This window comes from Streptomyces sp. NPDC088762 (assembly GCF_044750905.1).
Lineage (GTDB): Bacteria > Actinomycetota > Actinomycetes > Streptomycetales > Streptomycetaceae > Streptomyces.
Map to the genome: position 1 here is coordinate 307,778 of NZ_JBIVKT010000003.1, position 15,241 is coordinate 323,018.

General features: G+C 71.1%; 14 protein-coding genes and 1 pseudogene. 3 read left to right on the forward strand and 12 right to left on the reverse strand.

The genetic code is table 11. From position 1 onward, the window contains the following. Positions 1–280 precede the first annotated feature (280 nt). Positions 281–460: pseudogene (locus ACIP5M_RS09815) on the forward strand (ectoine hydroxylase); the annotation flags it as partial. Positions 461–680: 220 nt separating this feature from the next. Here the strand turns inward: ACIP5M_RS09815 and ACIP5M_RS09820 are convergent. The 8 genes from ACIP5M_RS09820 to ACIP5M_RS09855 all read right to left on the reverse strand — a co-directional run bounded on the left by ACIP5M_RS09820 (position 681) and on the right by ACIP5M_RS09855 (position 9,378). Then, a complete protein-coding gene (locus tag ACIP5M_RS09820) occupies positions 681–1,085 on the reverse strand; it encodes an ectoine synthase (RefSeq protein WP_401194243.1) in 405 nt (134 codons plus the stop codon). Between the two features lie 83 nt (positions 1,086–1,168). After that, positions 1,169–2,437 carry a diaminobutyrate--2-oxoglutarate transaminase gene (ectB, locus tag ACIP5M_RS09825; protein ID WP_401194245.1) on the reverse strand — a complete coding sequence of 423 codons (1,269 nt, stop codon included), beginning with the start codon at positions 2,435–2,437 and terminating at the stop codon, positions 1,169–1,171. A gap of 95 nt (positions 2,438–2,532) precedes the next feature. After that, positions 2,533–3,084 (reverse strand): diaminobutyrate acetyltransferase, encoded by a 552-nt coding sequence (ectA, locus tag ACIP5M_RS09830; RefSeq protein ID WP_401194248.1) that lies wholly within the window; start codon positions 3,082–3,084, stop codon positions 2,533–2,535. 300 nt (positions 3,085–3,384) lie between these two features. Beyond that, complete coding sequence (locus ACIP5M_RS09835) at positions 3,385–4,500, reverse strand: glutamate--cysteine ligase (protein ID WP_401194251.1); 1,116 nt, start codon at positions 4,498–4,500, stop codon at positions 3,385–3,387. Between the two features lie 123 nt (positions 4,501–4,623). Continuing rightward, positions 4,624–5,625 (reverse strand): GNAT family N-acetyltransferase, encoded by a 1,002-nt coding sequence (locus ACIP5M_RS09840; RefSeq protein ID WP_401194254.1) that lies wholly within the window; start codon positions 5,623–5,625, stop codon positions 4,624–4,626. Further along, the gene (locus ACIP5M_RS09845; RefSeq protein WP_401194257.1) at positions 5,622–6,872 is read right to left on the reverse strand and encodes an MFS transporter; all 1,251 of its coding nucleotides are present in this window, start codon (positions 6,870–6,872) and stop codon (positions 5,622–5,624) included. Before ACIP5M_RS09845 ends, ACIP5M_RS09840 begins: the two co-directional genes overlap by 4 nt. Further along, positions 6,869–8,110 carry an acetyl-CoA carboxylase biotin carboxylase subunit family protein gene (locus tag ACIP5M_RS09850; protein ID WP_401194259.1) on the reverse strand — a complete coding sequence of 414 codons (1,242 nt, stop codon included), beginning with the start codon at positions 8,108–8,110 and terminating at the stop codon, positions 6,869–6,871. The genes ACIP5M_RS09845 and ACIP5M_RS09850 overlap by 4 nt, the downstream gene beginning before the upstream one ends. Positions 8,111–8,124: 14 nt before the next feature. Then, positions 8,125–9,378 (reverse strand): ATP-grasp domain-containing protein, encoded by a 1,254-nt coding sequence (locus tag ACIP5M_RS09855; RefSeq protein ID WP_401194262.1) that lies wholly within the window; start codon positions 9,376–9,378, stop codon positions 8,125–8,127. 216 nt (positions 9,379–9,594) lie between these two features. On the opposite strand from ACIP5M_RS09855, the gene ACIP5M_RS09860 reads away from it, so the two are divergent. Together ACIP5M_RS09860 and ACIP5M_RS09865 are read left to right on the forward strand one after the other, a co-directional pair. After that, positions 9,595–11,034, forward strand: a complete 1,440-nt coding sequence (locus ACIP5M_RS09860; RefSeq protein ID WP_401194265.1) for a coproporphyrinogen-III oxidase family protein — start codon at positions 9,595–9,597, stop codon at positions 11,032–11,034. Beyond that, entirely contained in the window at positions 11,031–12,089 is a 1,059-nt protein-coding gene (locus tag ACIP5M_RS09865) for a DUF1152 domain-containing protein (RefSeq protein WP_401194268.1), read from the forward strand. Before ACIP5M_RS09860 ends, ACIP5M_RS09865 begins: the two co-directional genes overlap by 4 nt. Positions 12,090–12,147: 58 nt before the next feature. Here ACIP5M_RS09865 and ACIP5M_RS09870 read toward each other — a convergent pair whose 3' ends face one another. The 4 genes from ACIP5M_RS09870 to ACIP5M_RS09885 all read right to left on the reverse strand — a co-directional run bounded on the left by ACIP5M_RS09870 (position 12,148) and on the right by ACIP5M_RS09885 (position 15,167). Next, positions 12,148–12,696: a hypothetical protein gene (locus ACIP5M_RS09870; protein WP_401194271.1), complete on the reverse strand. Its 549-nt coding sequence runs from the start codon at positions 12,694–12,696 to the stop codon at positions 12,148–12,150. Between the two features lie 67 nt (positions 12,697–12,763). After that, on the reverse strand, positions 12,764–13,174 hold the full coding sequence (locus ACIP5M_RS09875; protein WP_401194274.1) for an SsgA family sporulation/cell division regulator: 411 nt from the start codon (positions 13,172–13,174) through the stop codon (positions 12,764–12,766). A gap of 141 nt (positions 13,175–13,315) precedes the next feature. After that, complete coding sequence (pip, locus tag ACIP5M_RS09880; protein WP_401194277.1) at positions 13,316–14,281, reverse strand: prolyl aminopeptidase; 966 nt, start codon at positions 14,279–14,281, stop codon at positions 13,316–13,318. Positions 14,282–14,357: 76 nt separating this feature from the next. Then, positions 14,358–15,167 (reverse strand): hypothetical protein, encoded by an 810-nt coding sequence (locus tag ACIP5M_RS09885; RefSeq protein ID WP_401194279.1) that lies wholly within the window; start codon positions 15,165–15,167, stop codon positions 14,358–14,360. Between the last annotated feature and the right edge of the window lie 74 nt (positions 15,168–15,241).

Here is a 15,241-nt window from a genome sequence, read left to right on the forward strand (position 1 = left end):
CGGTGCCGGCTCCGGCGAGAGAGCCGGAGGCCGCAGTGGCGATCACCCTCCTCAGCATCACCATCGTCCTGGCGGCCCTGGTGATCAAAACGGCTGTTGCCGAGATCCGCGTACCCGGAAGCGGGCGACGTCAGTGGGCCGCCCTGGCCGACCGGCGCGCCCTGGCCACCGGAGCGGCGGCCGGCCTGGGGCTCGGCCTGCTGGGGTGGATCGCCGCCGGGCCGGCCGCAGTCCCCTGGGCGGCGCTCGCGGGCCTGCTGGTCGCCTTCGTCACCGGAACCGCGGTGAACTCGACCGCCTTGTCAACGACCCCGCGATGCGCGCGGACGAACGGTCGATCGTCGAGCCCGCGTCCGGGGAAGTACGCTCCGTCTTCGAAGTGCACCGGATCAGCGAGGTGTTCGCGCGCCTCGCCGCGGACCCGCGCGTGGTGGGAACGGCGCGGCAGATGTACACATCCACTTCCTCGGGGGTGACGAGCTGTTCGACGGGGAGGAAGCCCTGCTGGTCGAAGCTCTCGAGTTCGTGTCCCCACAGGGGTCCCGGGGTTCCGGGCTCGGACCACACGACGGGGTCCTTGCGGCCGATGAGCACCTCCTCGGGGCCCCGGCTCGGGTATGCGTCCGCAGTGCGCACGGGTGTGGTGGTCATGATGGTGCCTGCCTCTCCTCTCGTCATCCTCAGGCGTCGTGCGGCTCGGTGAGCAGCGGGTAGACGCCGTTCTCGTCGTGGTCCTCGCGCCCGGTGACGGGCGGGTTGAAGACGCACAGGCAGCGGAAGTCGCTCCTGACACGCAGGGTGTGGCGTTCGTGGCCGTCGAGCAGGTACATGGTTCCGGGCGTGATGCGGTGCGTGTCGCCCGTCTCCTCGTCGGTGAGTTCGGCCTCTCCCTCGAGGCACACGACGGCCTCGACGTGGTTCGCGTACCACATCGACGTTTCGGTACCGGAGTACAGCACGGTTTCGTGCAGGGAGAAGCCGACGCGTTCGCGCGCGAGGACGATGCGCTTGCTCTCCCAGGTTCCCGAGGCGGCCTTCACGTGCCGCTCGGTCCCCTCGATGTCCTTGAAAGAACGGACTATCACTCTGGATCTGCCTTTCTTCGGCTCTGGCGCGCCGCGCACGGTGTACGGGGGCGGCGCACCGGCGCAGCCGTGCTCAGCCGTGCTCAGCCGGTCTCGCGGACGGATCGCGTCAGGATCTCCAGGCCCTCTTCCAGCTCGGCCGGGGAGATGGTGAGCGACGGCAACAGCTTGACCACCTCGCCCTCGGGACCGGAGGTTTCGACCAGGAGGCCGTTCTCGAAGGCGCGCCGGGATATCGCGGCCGCTCGCTCCTTGTCCTGGAACTCGAGGCCCCAGACCATGCCACGGCCCCGGTAGCTCGTACCCGCCCCCGGGTCGTCCGAGCAGATGTCGCGCAGCGCCCGCTCGATCCGCCCGCCCTGGATGAGGGTCTGCTCCCGCAGGACCCCGTCGCGCCAGTACGTGTCCAGGGCGGCGGTGGCCGTCACGAAGGCGGGGTTGTTGCCGCGGAAGGTGCCGTTGTGCTCGCCGGGCTCCCAGATGTCCAGCTCCGGCTTGAACAGGCACAGCGACATCGGGAGTCCGTAGCCGCTGATCGACTTGGACAGGGTGACGATGTCCGGGGTGATGCCCGCCTCCTCGAAGGAGAAGAAGCCTCCGGTACGGCCGCAGCCCATCTGGACGTCGTCGACGATGAGGAGCATGTCCCGCCGCCGGCACAGCTCCGCGAGCTGTCGCAGCCATTCGGGCCGTGCGACGTTCACTCCGCCCTCGCCCTGCACGGTCTCGACGATCACGGCGGCGGGCTGGTTGAGCCCCGACCCCTGGTCCTCCAGCAGCCGTTCGAACCAGATGAAGTCCGGTACCCGGCCGCCGAGGTAGTTGTCGAAGGGCATCGGCGTGGTGTGGACGAGCGGCACGCCGGCGCCGGCCCGTTTGAAGGCGTTGCCGGTCACCGCGAGCGAGCCGAGGGACATCCCGTGGAAGGCGTTGGTGAACGAGACCACCGCCTCGCGTCCTTTGGCCTTGCGCGCCAGTTTCAGGGCCGCTTCGACGGCGTTCGTGCCCGTGGGCCCGGGAAACATGACCTTGTAGGGCAGTTCGCGGGGCGCCAGGATGGTGGACTGGAAGGTTTCCAGGAAGGCGCGCTTGGCGGTGGTGGACATGTCCAGGCCGTGCGTGATGCCGTCCTGCTCCAGGTAGTCCAGCAGGGCGCGCTTCAGAACCGGGTTGTTGTGGCCGTAGTTGAGCGATCCGGCTCCGGCGAAGAAGTCGAGGTAGTCGCGGCCTCCCTCGTCGTACAGCCGGCTGCCCCGCGCCCGCTCGAAGACGGTGGGCCAGGCTCGGCAGTAGCTGCGTACTTCGGACTCGACCGTCTCGAAGACGCTCAGGACCGGCTCTGTGATGGTCAATGTATTTCTCCCGATCAGGTGCGGCGTGACGGCGGTCGGCGCCGTCGCCACGTCATGTGGTGCGGTGGTGCGGTGGTGCGTAGAGCTGGTGGGGCTCAGAAGGCCAGCGGCGTGATGCGGTGGAGGACTTCGGCGTCGTGGCCGCCGTCCTCGGGGAAGTGCCCGGGCTTGAACAGGACCTCACGGGTGAGCTGCGCGTCGTGGCGTTCGGCGTACGAGGCGAACAGCCGCTCCGACGCGGAGTTGCCGGGCGTGATGGTGGTCTCCAGGCAGCGCAGCCCGTGGCGCTCCGCCGTTCGGGCGGACAGGCCGTCGAGCAGCGCTCCCGCGACTCCCTGTCCGCGCAGGGACTCGTCGACGGCGATCTGCCATACGAACAGGGTCCCTGGGGCCTCGGGGCGGAGGTACCCGCTGACGAATCCGACGGGTTGTCCGCTCATGTCACGGGCGACCGCCGAGGTGCCGGCGAAGTCACGGCACCAGAGGAGGTAGCTGTAGGAGGAGTTCAGGTCCAGGGCCTTCGCATCACGGGCGATGCGCCAGAGGGAAGCTCCGTCTCCGAGGTTCGGGCTGTCGAGGCGCAACTCCGAGGGAAGTTCCAGAAGGCGGCTTCGGCTGCGGGTGAGGTCTGCGGGTGCAGTGGTCATGCAGAGGGAAGCTACCCAGCGCAAATGAAAATCGCATGGCCGGAGAGGGTTCCGAAATGCACATGCGGATGGTATTGGAGAGTGCTCAACCTCACCCCGTCAACCGGCGCGCCGGCGACCAAACTGGCGCATAAATACCGACATATACACCCAGGTCTTGCAAAGATAACGAGATCATAACTCCTTTGCCTTGTCTCATGGTTGCCCATGCAATCTTTACCGTTTCCTCAAACGGGAGACGGTTTACTCCCGCGAAGACCGGACAGGGGTGGTGGCCGGCGGTGGCCGGAACGGGGTCGCTCAGGCCTCGTTGGTGATCCGTGCGCACTCGGTCACCACACGGGCGAGGGTGCCTTCGCTGTGGAAGAGCCGGCGCTGTACGCGGGCGCCGTTCCCCCGTTCGTGGAGGTGTGCGATTCCCTCGCGGACCCGCTCGTCGTCGCCGTGGTCCACCAAGGCCTCGCGCACGTGCTGGTACAGGGCGTCGACGGCGTGGGCGGCGGAGGTCTCCAGCATCGTCTCGGGGTGCAGCAGGGGGCCGTCCAGTCCCGAGCGTGCCGCCCGCCACGAGGCGAGGCGCAACAGGCTCGTGCCGATCCTCGCCGGCGGCTCGCCGTCCCGCCAGGCGCGGGCGGCGGTTTCCACCAGGCCGCGGATCAGGCAGGCCAGCAGGACGGGTGTCGTCGCGTGCAGGCACACGTCCGCCACCCTCACCTCGACCGTGGGGTACGAGGCCGACAGGCGCGCGTCGAAGTAGATCATGCCCTCGTCCCGCAGCACCCCGGTCTCGATCATGGCTCGGACCTGCTCGTGGTAGCGGTCGGCGGAGCCGAAGACCTTCACCGGACCCGCCGAGGGCCACCGGTTCCACACCCGGCTGCGGTAGCTGCCGTACCCGCTGTCCTCGCCCTGCCAGTACGGCGAATTCGCGCTCATCGCCATCAGGACGGCCAGCCAGGGACGGATCCGGTCGAGGACGGCGACGCCTTCCTCGTCGGAGGCCACCGATACGTGGACGTGCGTACCGCACGTCAGCTGCTCCTGGGCCGTCAGACCGAACTGCTCCCCCAGCCACTGGTAGCGCTTGCCCACGTTCAGCGAGGGCTTCACCGGCAGCGGCGACGTCGCGACGGCCGCCACCACGGCGCCGGCGTCGGCCGCGTGCCGGCTCGCCTCGCCGCGGATCCGGACGATCTCGTCCTGGAGTTCGCCCATCTCGGTCACCGGCTCCGTGGCGAACTCCAGCTGTTCCTTCTGCAGCTCCTCTTCGAACGCGTGGGGCCTGCCGCTCCCGCGGCCCGGTTCCTTCCACGCCAGGCGGTCCGCGGCTGCCAGAACCGCCCCCGAGACGGCGAGGGGCGCTCCACTGCGCGCGTCCACCAACAGCAGTTCCTCTTCCACACCTACGCTGCGCATGTCGCCACCCGGAGAGATCGACTCGTCACGTTCAGCTGTACGCCTGCCCTCCCTGATCTCGCCCATGCGGAGGTCCCCCGCGGCGCGGTGCGCGCACGGACCGGGCAGGGCGGGGCCGGCCGGCTACCCGTCGACCAGTGCGTAGAGGCCGGAGATCGTGGCGCCGCGGCGGCGTTTGGCCTCGATCGTGGTCATGCCCGCGTGCAGGGCGGCCGTGCCATGGGCGTAGGCATCCTCGACGGGCAGGTAGTACATGAGGTTGAAGTAGAGGTGGGGCGCCGGGTGCCGGGGGTCCGTGGCGACCGCGCGGATCCACGTCGTGGCCCCGTAGTGGTAGTACAGGCAGAAGCCGATCATGCGTTGCCCGTCGTAGGCGGCCACCACGCGCGCTTCGGTGCCCATGGCCGCCGCCTGCCGCTTCAGCAGGGCGGTCATCGCGTCGGTACCGTCCAGGTCGTGCCCGTGGTCCTGCTGGTGCCCGGCGAGCAGGACGCCGGCTGCCCCGAAGCAGTCCTCGAGCGTCTGCCGGCGCACGTCGAGTGCGGCCGCGGTGAAGGCGCGGCGTTCGCGGCGGATGCCGACGCGGCGCCGGGAGGGGAGGGAGGCGATGTAGTCGTCCATGCCCGCGCCGGGCAGGGGGATGAGGGCGTCGTCCTCCAGGTGGAGGGGGTGCTCGGGGTAGAGGTGGGCGAGCCGGGTGGTGGCCGGGGCCGTGAGGTAGGGCCACCAGTGCGTCGTGTCGTGCCGGCCGGCGAAGTCGCGTGCGGCGTCCCGCAGGAGCGCGAGGCAGTCGTCCCGCTGTCGCGGCTCGAGGCCGGGGGCGGTGAGCGGGGTGTTGTGGTAGCCGCGCCGTGCTCCGGCGATCACGCGGGGACGCAAGTGAGCGGGCAGCACCGTGCCGGGCTGGTAGGCGTCGTTGGGTTCCTCGCGCACCAGGTAGAGGGGCGCGGCGGCGAGCAGGTCGCCGTTGCGGTCCCGCACGAGCGCGTACGCGGCCGTGGCGGTGGGATCGGCTTCTTCGCCGGCGAGCCACCGGTGGGAGAGGTAGAGGCCGGCCGGCCGGGCGAGGTGCTCCCACTCGGCGGCCGGGACGCCGTGGATGGATGCGATGACGCTCGTGATCAACGGGGTTTCCTCCGGCGGTGGCGGTTGGGGGCTTTGAGGGCGGGCGCGGCGCACATGGCGATCAGGCAGGCGGCGGTTTCGACGCCCCACGGCAGGACGGGCCCGGCATCCAGGAGCAGGGTGAACAGGGCGGGAGCGGCGACCATGCCGATGGCCCAGGAGAACTGGTACAGGCCCTGCGTGAAGCCCCCGGCCGCCTCGGGGGTGAGGCTCACGGACAGTTCGCTCAGTGCCGGGCCGAGGAGGATCTCCGCCACGCTGAACAGGGCGATCGCGACGATGAGCACCGCCCAGGCGGCGAAGGCGATCTGCGGCAGCGCGGGCAGGGCGAAGGCCCCCATTCCGACGGCCATGATCAGGTAACCGGCCGCCACGGCGCGGCGGGGCGCCTTCGGTGCCAGGTGCGCGGTGATGGCCGTCGAACCCGCGGAAACGATGGCGGTGTTGATGAGGAACAGCACGCTCGCCGCCGACGCGGGAAGCCCGAGCGCGCGGGTGGTGTAGACGGCGACGAGCACGGCGAGGATGGCCTGGGCGAGGACGTAGGGGAGGTTCACGGCCACGAGCAGGAGGTAGCGGCGCGTGTGGTCCGCCCGGGTCACCAGCGCGCCCGGCGGTGCGTCCTGCGGTGGCGGTGGAGTGGTGGTGAGGGCGGCGAAGCAGGCGGCGGCCAGCAGGTAGGTCGCGGCGTCGACGGCGATCATCCACCGCAGTGAGCCGTTCCCGAACACCGTCAGGGCCCCCGCCGCGGCGGCGGACCCCGCCGCGAGGCCCACGTTGCGCAACGAGCCGGTGAACGCGAACCACGACCGGCGTTCCCGGGCGCCGGTGACGTGCGTGATCAGGGTCCGCTGCGCGGTGAAGTACATGTTGATCCCGGCCTGCACCAGCAGGTACACGCCGGCGACGTGCCACAGCTCACCGGCGAGCAGGAACAGGGTGAACCCGGCGGCGGAGAGGAGGTTCGCCCACACCACGACCGGTTTCGGCCCGACGCGGTCCATGAGGCGTCCGGCGAGGAACGTGACCGGCAGCGCGAGGGCCTGTCCCACCGTCATGGCCACGCCCACCTGCGCCAGCGGCAGACCCCGCGCGTCGGTGAAGTACAGCAGCCCCAGCGGCAGCAGCATGCCGTTGCCGACGGAGTCGATCAGGTTGCCCGTGACGAAGAGGCCGTGCCCCCGCAGCACGGGCAGGCCGAGGCGGTCCGCGGTGCGGGGGCGGCTGCGGGCATACGTGGCGCTCACGGGGCCAGCAGGGAACTGATCTTGCCCATGACCTCGGCCGCGGGGAAGCCGGTCGCCTCGTGCAGCTCCGTCAGGGTCTTCACCACCCGGCCCTCCTCGCCTTCGGCGACGGTGATCACGACGATGTCGCCGTGGGAGGCGCCGTCGATGACCAGCTCGTGCGCCGTGACCACCTCGACCCGTTGCCGAAGCTCGGCCACGACCGCCGGGGCGATGCGCTCCGGGGCGAGGAATTCGATGGCCCACCCCACCCGTGGCACCATGCCGCCGGTCAGGGGAAGGCCGCGGGCCATGCGGGCGAGGGAGGCGAAGGTGTTCGTGCCCGACGCGGCGCACGACAGCGTCGTGGCACCGCCGATGCGGGGGTTGACCTCCAGGATCACGAACCGGCCGCCGGAGTAGACCATGTCGACGTTGACGGACCCGCACACTCCCAGATCTCCGCACAGGCCGACCAGGGTGCGGGCCACTTCGGCGAACGCGGCATCCGCCTCGGGGCGGGGCCCGCACCAGCGCAGGTCGGCGAAGGTGAACACCGGCTCCGCCCCGGCGCGTCCGGTCCAGCACAACGGCAGGACCCGGTAGGTGCCGGGCCGCCCCACGATGTCCACGCTGCACAGGTCGCCTTCGACCACCTGTTCCACCACCGCCGACACCTGCGGCGGGGGCGCGAGGTAGGCGTCCAGATCGGCGGCGGAGTGCAGGGTGCGGATGCCCATGCTGGTCGAGTCCCACACGGGCTTCGACATCAACGGGTAGCCGATCCGTTCGGCCTGCACGCGCAGCGCGTCCCGGTAGCCGGGCACCGGCAGCCCCCGCCCCGCCAGCAGGTCGGAGTCGGCACGGAACCCGGCCGGCACCTCGAGGCCGGCCCGCTCGCAGAGCTGCTTGGTCTCCCACTTGTCCACCAGAAGCATCGTCGCCGCGAGCGGTGTCATGATCGTCGGGATGCCCGCGGCCTCCAGGAAGGCCTTGGCCGCGGCGTCACGCAGTGCGTTCTCGCACGGCAGCGAGATGGACACCGCAGCGTTCGCCCCCCAGGCGGCGACCGCATCCGCCATCTCCCGCGGCGTCACCCCCCGCTCGAGCCGTTGCCGGTAGCCGGGGAAGTCCTCGTCACCCGCGCTGCCACTGGTGTGGAACAGCCCGGCCTCGATCCCCTCGGCGGCGAGCCCGCGCACGGCCTGCTGGATGAAGGGGTCGGCGCGCCGGATGCCCACCGAGCGTAAGAACGCCATCTTGCGCACCTGTTTCAACCCACTTCCACTCGGGACCGGGCGGCCACCTGATCGGCCAGCCGGCGTGCTTGATCAACCGTTTCCGCGCGGGCCACCACGTGCCCGATCCGGCAGGAGGAATCCGCGGGTTCCGGCACCACGTCCCCCGGCCGGAGGTGGAACTCGCCGTGCGTGCCAGGCATTTCGGGTATGAACGCCTGCCGCAGCACCCCTCCGCGCTCGGGCAGCAGGAAGCGGATCGCCGCCGCGTCCGTACGGGAGGCGGCGGTGTCGGGGACCCGGCCGAGCACGGCCTGGAGGTAGGCCACGGCTTCGTTCACGCCCGTCGCGGCCTCGACGATCTCGCACAGGTTGTCCCCCGGCAGGCGGGCTCCGGTCTCGATCACGTACGGCGTCTGCGTGCCCGGGGGGATCTTCACCTCCGTGTGCGCGATCCCGTTGCGCACGCCGACGGCGAGCGCCGCCCGCGCCGCGATGTGCTGCACCTTCCTGACCAGCGGCGGAGCCAGGCCGGAGGGGCAGGTGTGCCCGGTCTCGATGCGGTACCGGCCCTCGGTGGTGTCCTTCCTGACGACCGGCAGCGGGTAGGCCACCCCGCCCGCCACCACCGTTTCGCACGAGTACTCCTCGCCCGGGATGTACTCCTGCACCAGAGCCCGCGCGTCGAGCTTCAGGCCGTGCGGGTGGGCGTGCGTGTACTGAAGGGCGGCTTCGACCGCGGGGGCGAGCTGTTCGGGGCCGTCCACCACGGACACGCCCCACGAGCCGCCCTGCTCGGCGGGCTTCACCACCAGGGGGCGGCCCAGCTCCCGCGACTGCGCCACCTCGTGCGCCTCGCCGGCCTCGTGCACGACCGCCCAGCGGGGGGCGGGGATGCCGGCCGCGGCGAACGCCTCCCCCATGAGGATCTTGTTCCTCGCCGCCCGCGCGAGAAGAGGATCGTTGCCAGGCAGGCCGAGCCGTTGGGCGAGCAGCGCGGCGAGCGGGGTGAACAGCTCGAAGCAGGCGGCGACACCGGCGATGGCGTGACGCCGGCAGAAGGCCTGCATGTCTGCGAGGGCCGTCGGGGTGTCCGCCAGATCCGTCGCGCACACCCCGGCGAGGGCCGATCGCAGCCGGTCCGGGTATCCGTCGTAGATGTCCTTGCGGGTCGCCGCGTACAAGCGCAACCCCAGTCGGTCAGCCGCCTCGACGAGGAAACGCCCCGCGTTCCCCATCGGCTCGATGACCAGCACTCCCGGCCCGTCCGGGCCCGCCCCGATTGTCATGCGACCAGCAAAGCCGCGGGGTGAGGGTAGCGGCTATGGGCCTGACAGACGAAAACAACTCGCCGCAGATCGTGATGTTTTGGAGCAAAGTCCAGCCAACTCACCAGTACCGGCATGGTATTTGGTGCGCATACCCGATGGAATCACACAAGTGTCCCGTGATCGGATCGCCACGCTAGGTAAACCGCATCCGCGACCCGAACGGGGAGCAACACCGTGACCAGCCTGCACCAGCAGCTCGCCGACCACATCGAGCAGGGCGTCATCCCGCCCTACCAGTACTCCTACCCGCCGCGTTCCACCTACCGCCCCCTCCCGGAGGGCAAGTGGACCGTCCCCGACGTGTGGGCGCTGGACCTGGCCAACTACCAGGTCCCCGAACTCAACCTCTACCTGCACGTCCCTTTCTGCGACCGCAAATGCGGCTTCTGCAACCTCTACACCATCATCAGCACCGACCAGGACGTCTTCGACGCCTACACCGACGCCCTGTGTACCCAGATCCGGGATCACGCCGAGATCATCCAGGCCCGTCGCCTGCGCACCGTCTACATCGGCGGCGGCACTCCCGCCCTGCTCAAGCCCCGCCACTTCGAGCAGATCTTCACCACCATCGGCGAGATCTACCCCAACTGGCGCTCGACCGTCGAAGAAGTCGCCGTCGAAGCCACGCCGTCCTCCATCGCCGACGCACCCGGCGAGTTCAAGGCGCTCATCGACATGGGCCTCACGCGCGCCAACGTCGGCATCCAGTCCCTCGTCCCCCGCGAGATCCGCGAGGCCGGCCGCGGCGGCGAAGACGAGGACGTCATCCGCCGCGCCGTCCACACCGCGCACGAACTCGGCCTGCCGGACCTGTCCACCGACCTGATCATGGGCTTCGCCGGACAGACCACCGAAACCTGGCGCCAGAGCGTGAACGAACTGGCCGCGCTGAAGCCCACCACCATCAGCACCTACTTCCTCACCGTGCGGCCGGACGCCTGGTTCTCCAAGACCGGCGCGTACCAGTACATGTGGCAGCCGGAGCTGTACGACCGCTACGACTACGCCCGTGAGACCTTCCTCGAGCACGGCTACGTCCAGGAGGGCTCCGTCCGTTACAAGACGCCCGGCCGGGGCGGCTACGTCCAGAAGGTGCTCACCTTCCACGGCGTCCCCCTGCTCGGCCTCGGCGTCGGCGCCCGCTCCTACACCAGCGTGCTCGACTACATGAGCGGCAGTGTGAAGCCCTCGACGGCCGAGGTCGCCGACTACATCAAGAAGGCCAGGAACCATGAGCTGGCCCCCGTCACCGGCTTCGAACTGACCGGGGAGGAAATCGTCCGCAAGCGCCTCGTCCTCGACTCCTTCGACCTCGACCTCTCGGAACTCGACCACTTCGGCTACCAGAAGCACGCCGCCGAGTTCGAACCCATCCTCGACGCGGCCGAGTCCAACGGGCTCCTCCACCGCTTCGGCCGCCGCATCCAGCTGACCCCCAAGGGCTTCAAGTACCGCGACATCCTCTCCTGGATGTTCTACTCCGAGCCCGTCAAGGCCCTCGACCGCGAGTACTACGAGAGCCTCCACGCGGCGAACGAGCGCGCCCAGCGGAACATGGGAGCGACGCCCGTCCGCATCACGGGCATCGACCTGCGCGAGCGCGCCTTATGACCGACCTGTACATCGCGGCAGGCGGAGGGGGAGACCCCATCGGCACCCTCATCGCCGCCCGCACCGTCATCGTCGACCCGGCCCCGCCGCTGATCGCCACCTACGCGTGGGAGCGCCCCGAAGTCGACCCCACCTCCAGCCCCCTCGGGAGACGGGACTTCGCCGGGCTCGCCCTCGGTGCCGATGGCACCGCGGCCTTCACGCCCGCCACCCGCGCCCGCTTCCCGGCCGGATCCACCATGCCCGCCCTCGCGAGGGACCTGCCGGCCCGGCTGCTGCTGCTGGACCCCGCCGAGGGGCTCTCCTCCCTGGCACGGCAGGTCGCGTCCATGGCCGAAGCCGCAGGGGGCCGCATCCGCATCGTCGACATCGGCGGCGACGTCCTCACCCACGGCAACGAGCCCACCCTGCGCAGCCCGTTCGGTGACGCGCTGACCCTGGCCGCCTGCCACCTCACCGGCATCCCCACCACCGTCTACGTCGCGGGCCCCGGCCTCGACGGGGAAATAGGTGAACGCGACCTCCTCGAACGCCTCGTCGGCAGCCACCCCCTCGTCCCCGGCCGCGACGCAGCCTCGGCAGCGGCGCCCGCACTGGCCTGGCATCCCTCCGAGGCATCCGCGCTGTGGGCCGCCGCCGTCCACGGCGCCCGCGGCACCGTCCGCACCGTCCACGGCGCCCTCCACCTGACCGATGTCTCCCCACGGCTGTACCACCTGCCGCTCCGGGACGCCATCGGCCACAACCCGGTCGCACGGGCCCTCATCGACGAACGCCCGGCCACCCTGGGCGCGGCAGCCGACCTCTCCCACCGGATCACCGGCATCCACGGGCTGGACAGCGAATCCGACCGGGGACCCCGGCCGGACCCGCCCGCCGGGGGGACCGCCTTCCTCGACCGGGACGAGGTCCTGAAGACCCTCTCCGAAGCGGCCGACGGAGCCCGTTACGTCACCCTCCGGTACGCCGCCCGCACCCTGGGCCTCACCTGGAGGGACATCCCAGCCGTCCGCGGCGTCCTCGACACCGGCACCCCGCTGCTCAGGCTCACCTGAACATTCACGTGTTCCTCCGTCCCCGGCCGTCGCAGGCGTCACTCGCCCGCCCCGTGGCTCAGCCCGGGGTGACTGCCGGGGACGGGGTGTCCTTGCGGTGAGGGTCGAGGCAGTCGAAGAGCACGCGGCCGGACCTGCGGTCCAGGAGGAAGTCGCCGTCGTAACGGCCGCCCGTCACGGCCCGGGTGAGCTTCTCGCTCGACACCCATTCCGCGTCCGGGGGCAGGGAGGCGCCGATCTCGGCGGGGACGTCCTCGGGGGCGCTCGGCGTGAAGGCGTACGAGGGGTCGTCCAGGTACACGCGCACGGTCGCCGGGTCCTGGGGCGTGAGCACGCCGAAGAGCCGTACGTCCGTGGGACCGGGCACGCGGGAATCCTGCGCCGGGACCATCCCGCACCACGTGGTCGACGCGAGCGGCCCGAACTCCGGGAATCTGGCGCCGATCTGGTCGAGCTCCGTACGGGCCTCGCAGACGCCCATCAGCCGGCCGTGGCCCTTCTGCTGTTGCGGGGCGCCCGGAGTCGCGCAGGAGGTGGATGCCGCCAGGACCGCAGCCGTCGCCACCAGCGGCAGCGCGCGGCCGAGCGCCGGCCCGGTGTGGTGCATCGCCGCTCCCCTTTCCGTCAGGATCTACTGGCCGGCCGCTGTTCGGCCGCCCGTGGTCCGGACTGTGTCACTGGCTGAGCAGCGCGTCCAGATGCTCATCGAGTCGTGTGCTCTCGGCGTCGGCCGGCACCACCGCGTACGTACGGCACAAGAAGGCGGCCACGCCCTCGGCGTCCGCGAGGAGCACCGCCCGGCTCTCGCCCGCCGGGGCGGCTGCGCCCAGTTCGATGCGGAGCGCTCGCCGGGCCGGGCCGCCCACCGGGCGGAACCTCACGTCGGCCTCCCCCACCGGCCGGTGGAGTCCGTCGGCCAGCATCTGACGCTCGAAGTGCCAGCACGCCAGGGGCCTGCCGTCGTGGAGGATGACCGCCCGCACGGCGACCGGGTCCGACACGGTGTACGAGAGGTGCACCAGCAGCGGCTCGCCGTCGGCGGTGGCGAGGCGTGCGCTGATCACGGCGGTCATGCGGGACGTCACAGAAGGCCTCCATGAGGACGGGCACCTACCGGCGGGCGCTGGAGGCGCGTGTGCCCGCTCTCGCCCGGACCACACCACCCCATCCGGGTGAACCGGCTTCCGGACGCCGGTCGTGTGCCCGGCCGGTCCCGGAGGTGCCGGTCACCGTCCGCCCCTGCCGAACCGCGCGATCGCCTCCAGGATCTCGTCCTGCATCGAGGGACTGCCCGTGTGCCCGGAGTCGCCGATCACCTTCAGCTCCGCGTCCGGCCACGCCTTGGACAGCTCCCACGCCGTCTTCAGCGGGCTTCCGAGGTCGAGCCGGCCGTGGATCAGCACCGCCGGGATACCGGCCAGGCGGTGCGCGTCACGCAGCAGTTGTCCGTCCTCCAGCCAGGCGTCGTTCGCGAAGTAGTGCGCGCAGATCCGGACGGAGGCCACCAGCGCCTTGTCGGTCTTGTCGCTGTAGGCGCCGGGCCGGCCGAGTGCCTCGTGGGCGATGACAGCGTCCTCCCAGGCGCACCAGTCCCGCGCCGCCTTGAGCCGGACCGCCTCGTCCGGACCGTTCAGCAGCGTGTTGTAGGCGGCGACGAGGTTGCCGCCCCGGTCCGGTTCCGGCAGCGCGTCGCGGAACCTCTCCCACGGGCCCGGCAGGAGGCGTCCGACGCCGTGGTAGAGCCAGTCGGTCTCCTCCGGGCGGGTCATGGTGACGCCGGCGATGACGATCTCGGAGACCCGCTCCGGGTGGCGCTCGGCATAGGCGAGGATCAGCGTCGAACCCCACGAGCCGCCGTAGAGGAGCCAGCGCTCGATGCCCAGGTGCTCGCGGAGCCGCTCCATGTCCGCGATGAGGTGGTCGGTGGTGTTGGCAGCGAGGCTGACGGCCGGGTCCGAGGCGTGAGGCGTGCTCTCACCGCAGCCGCGCTGATCGAACAGGACGATCCGGTAGACCTCGGGATCGAACAGGGTGCGACTGCCGCGGCGCCCTCCGCTGCCGGGCCCGCCGTGCACGCACAGGGCCGCTTTCCCCTCGGGATTCCCGCTGGTCTCCCAGTAGACGCGGTTTCCGTCGCCGACGTCGAGGAGCCCGTGCGCGTACGGTTCGACGGGCGGGAACGGCTGGTTCATTGACGGTCTCCTCCTGAAGACGCGAAGAACACCTCGCGAGGCCGGTGGACGGCTCCGCGGCTGGCGCCGGCTGTGGTCAGTACGCCCCGAACGACCAGAAGACCCCCACCTCCTCGTCGGACACCGCGATCAGGCCCAGGTCCTCGAAGAGGTCGAGGCCGTTGACGTACGCGGACGTGAGGAAGCCGTGGGAGCGGGTGTTCTGGAGGCCCGCCGCGAGGAAGTCCGGGGCCGGACCGGTGGCGGCGGTCGTCGCGTTGGTCCAGAACCGCGCGGCGGGCCCGTACCGGTCGAGCAGGGTCCGGGCATCCGCCAGCAGGGCGTCCCGGTCCGGGCGGGAACGGACCGGGGCGGGTTCCGCCTGCCATTCCTCGGCCATGATGGCGAGCGCGGCGACCGCCGACTCCGCTTCCAGGGGGTACAGGCGTCCGGGCAGCTCTGACGGTGCCGGGGGGTCGAAGGGGTACGCGGGCAGGGTCTCGCGGGCGGCATTGGTGCGGTCCGCGTCCAGTCGGAGCCATCCCCGGGGGTCGGGGACCAGCCGGTTCATCACGGCGTGGACGTCGTACGCCCAGTCCTCGTGCCGGCGGGGGCCGGTAGCCGCGAAAGTGTACGGGTCGTCGAGCAGCCGCAGCGCCGCCGCGTTCCAGGGACAGCGACGGGACCGGAACTCGACGAGAAGACCGCCGACCTGCCGTGCGAAGTCGTCCTTCGGCTCGCCGGGGATGCGCCGGAGCCGGTCGAGGGCCCAGCGCACGAGATCGCCGCCTCCGTCCGCCGCGAGGGGGACCGCCCCTTGAGGGGGCGGCTGGTCCGTCCCGTCCCAGAGCGCCTCCAGGTACGCGTCGAGCATGTCCAGGGCGGTTCGGTCGGCAGGCAGGGGCATCCCGCCACTCTAGGTCTTGCGGATCGGGCCGGGCTCGCGGCGTGCAGGGACGCGGCACCGTGGGGGGTGCCGGC

Excerpts from the sequence above, each read along its gene's own strand:
- ectA (WP_401194248.1), bottom strand. The coding sequence starts at position 3,084 with ATGACCACTGCACCCGCAGACCTCACCCGCAGCCGAAGCCGCCTTCTG.
- ACIP5M_RS09835 (WP_401194251.1), bottom strand. The coding sequence starts at position 4,500 with ATGCGCAGCGTAGGTGTGGAAGAGGAACTGCTGTTGGTGGACGCGCGC.
- ACIP5M_RS09850 (WP_401194259.1), bottom strand. The coding sequence starts at position 8,110 with ATGGCGTTCTTACGCTCGGTGGGCATCCGGCGCGCCGACCCCTTCATC.
- ACIP5M_RS09855 (WP_401194262.1), bottom strand. The coding sequence starts at position 9,378 with ATGACAATCGGGGCGGGCCCGGACGGGCCGGGAGTGCTGGTCATCGAG.
- ACIP5M_RS09865 (WP_401194268.1), top strand. The coding sequence starts at position 11,031 with ATGACCGACCTGTACATCGCGGCAGGCGGAGGGGGAGACCCCATCGGC.
- ACIP5M_RS09870 (WP_401194271.1), bottom strand. The coding sequence starts at position 12,696 with ATGCACCACACCGGGCCGGCGCTCGGCCGCGCGCTGCCGCTGGTGGCG.
- pip (WP_401194277.1), bottom strand. The coding sequence starts at position 14,281 with ATGAACCAGCCGTTCCCGCCCGTCGAACCGTACGCGCACGGGCTCCTC.
- ACIP5M_RS09885 (WP_401194279.1), bottom strand. The coding sequence starts at position 15,167 with ATGCCCCTGCCTGCCGACCGAACCGCCCTGGACATGCTCGACGCGTAC.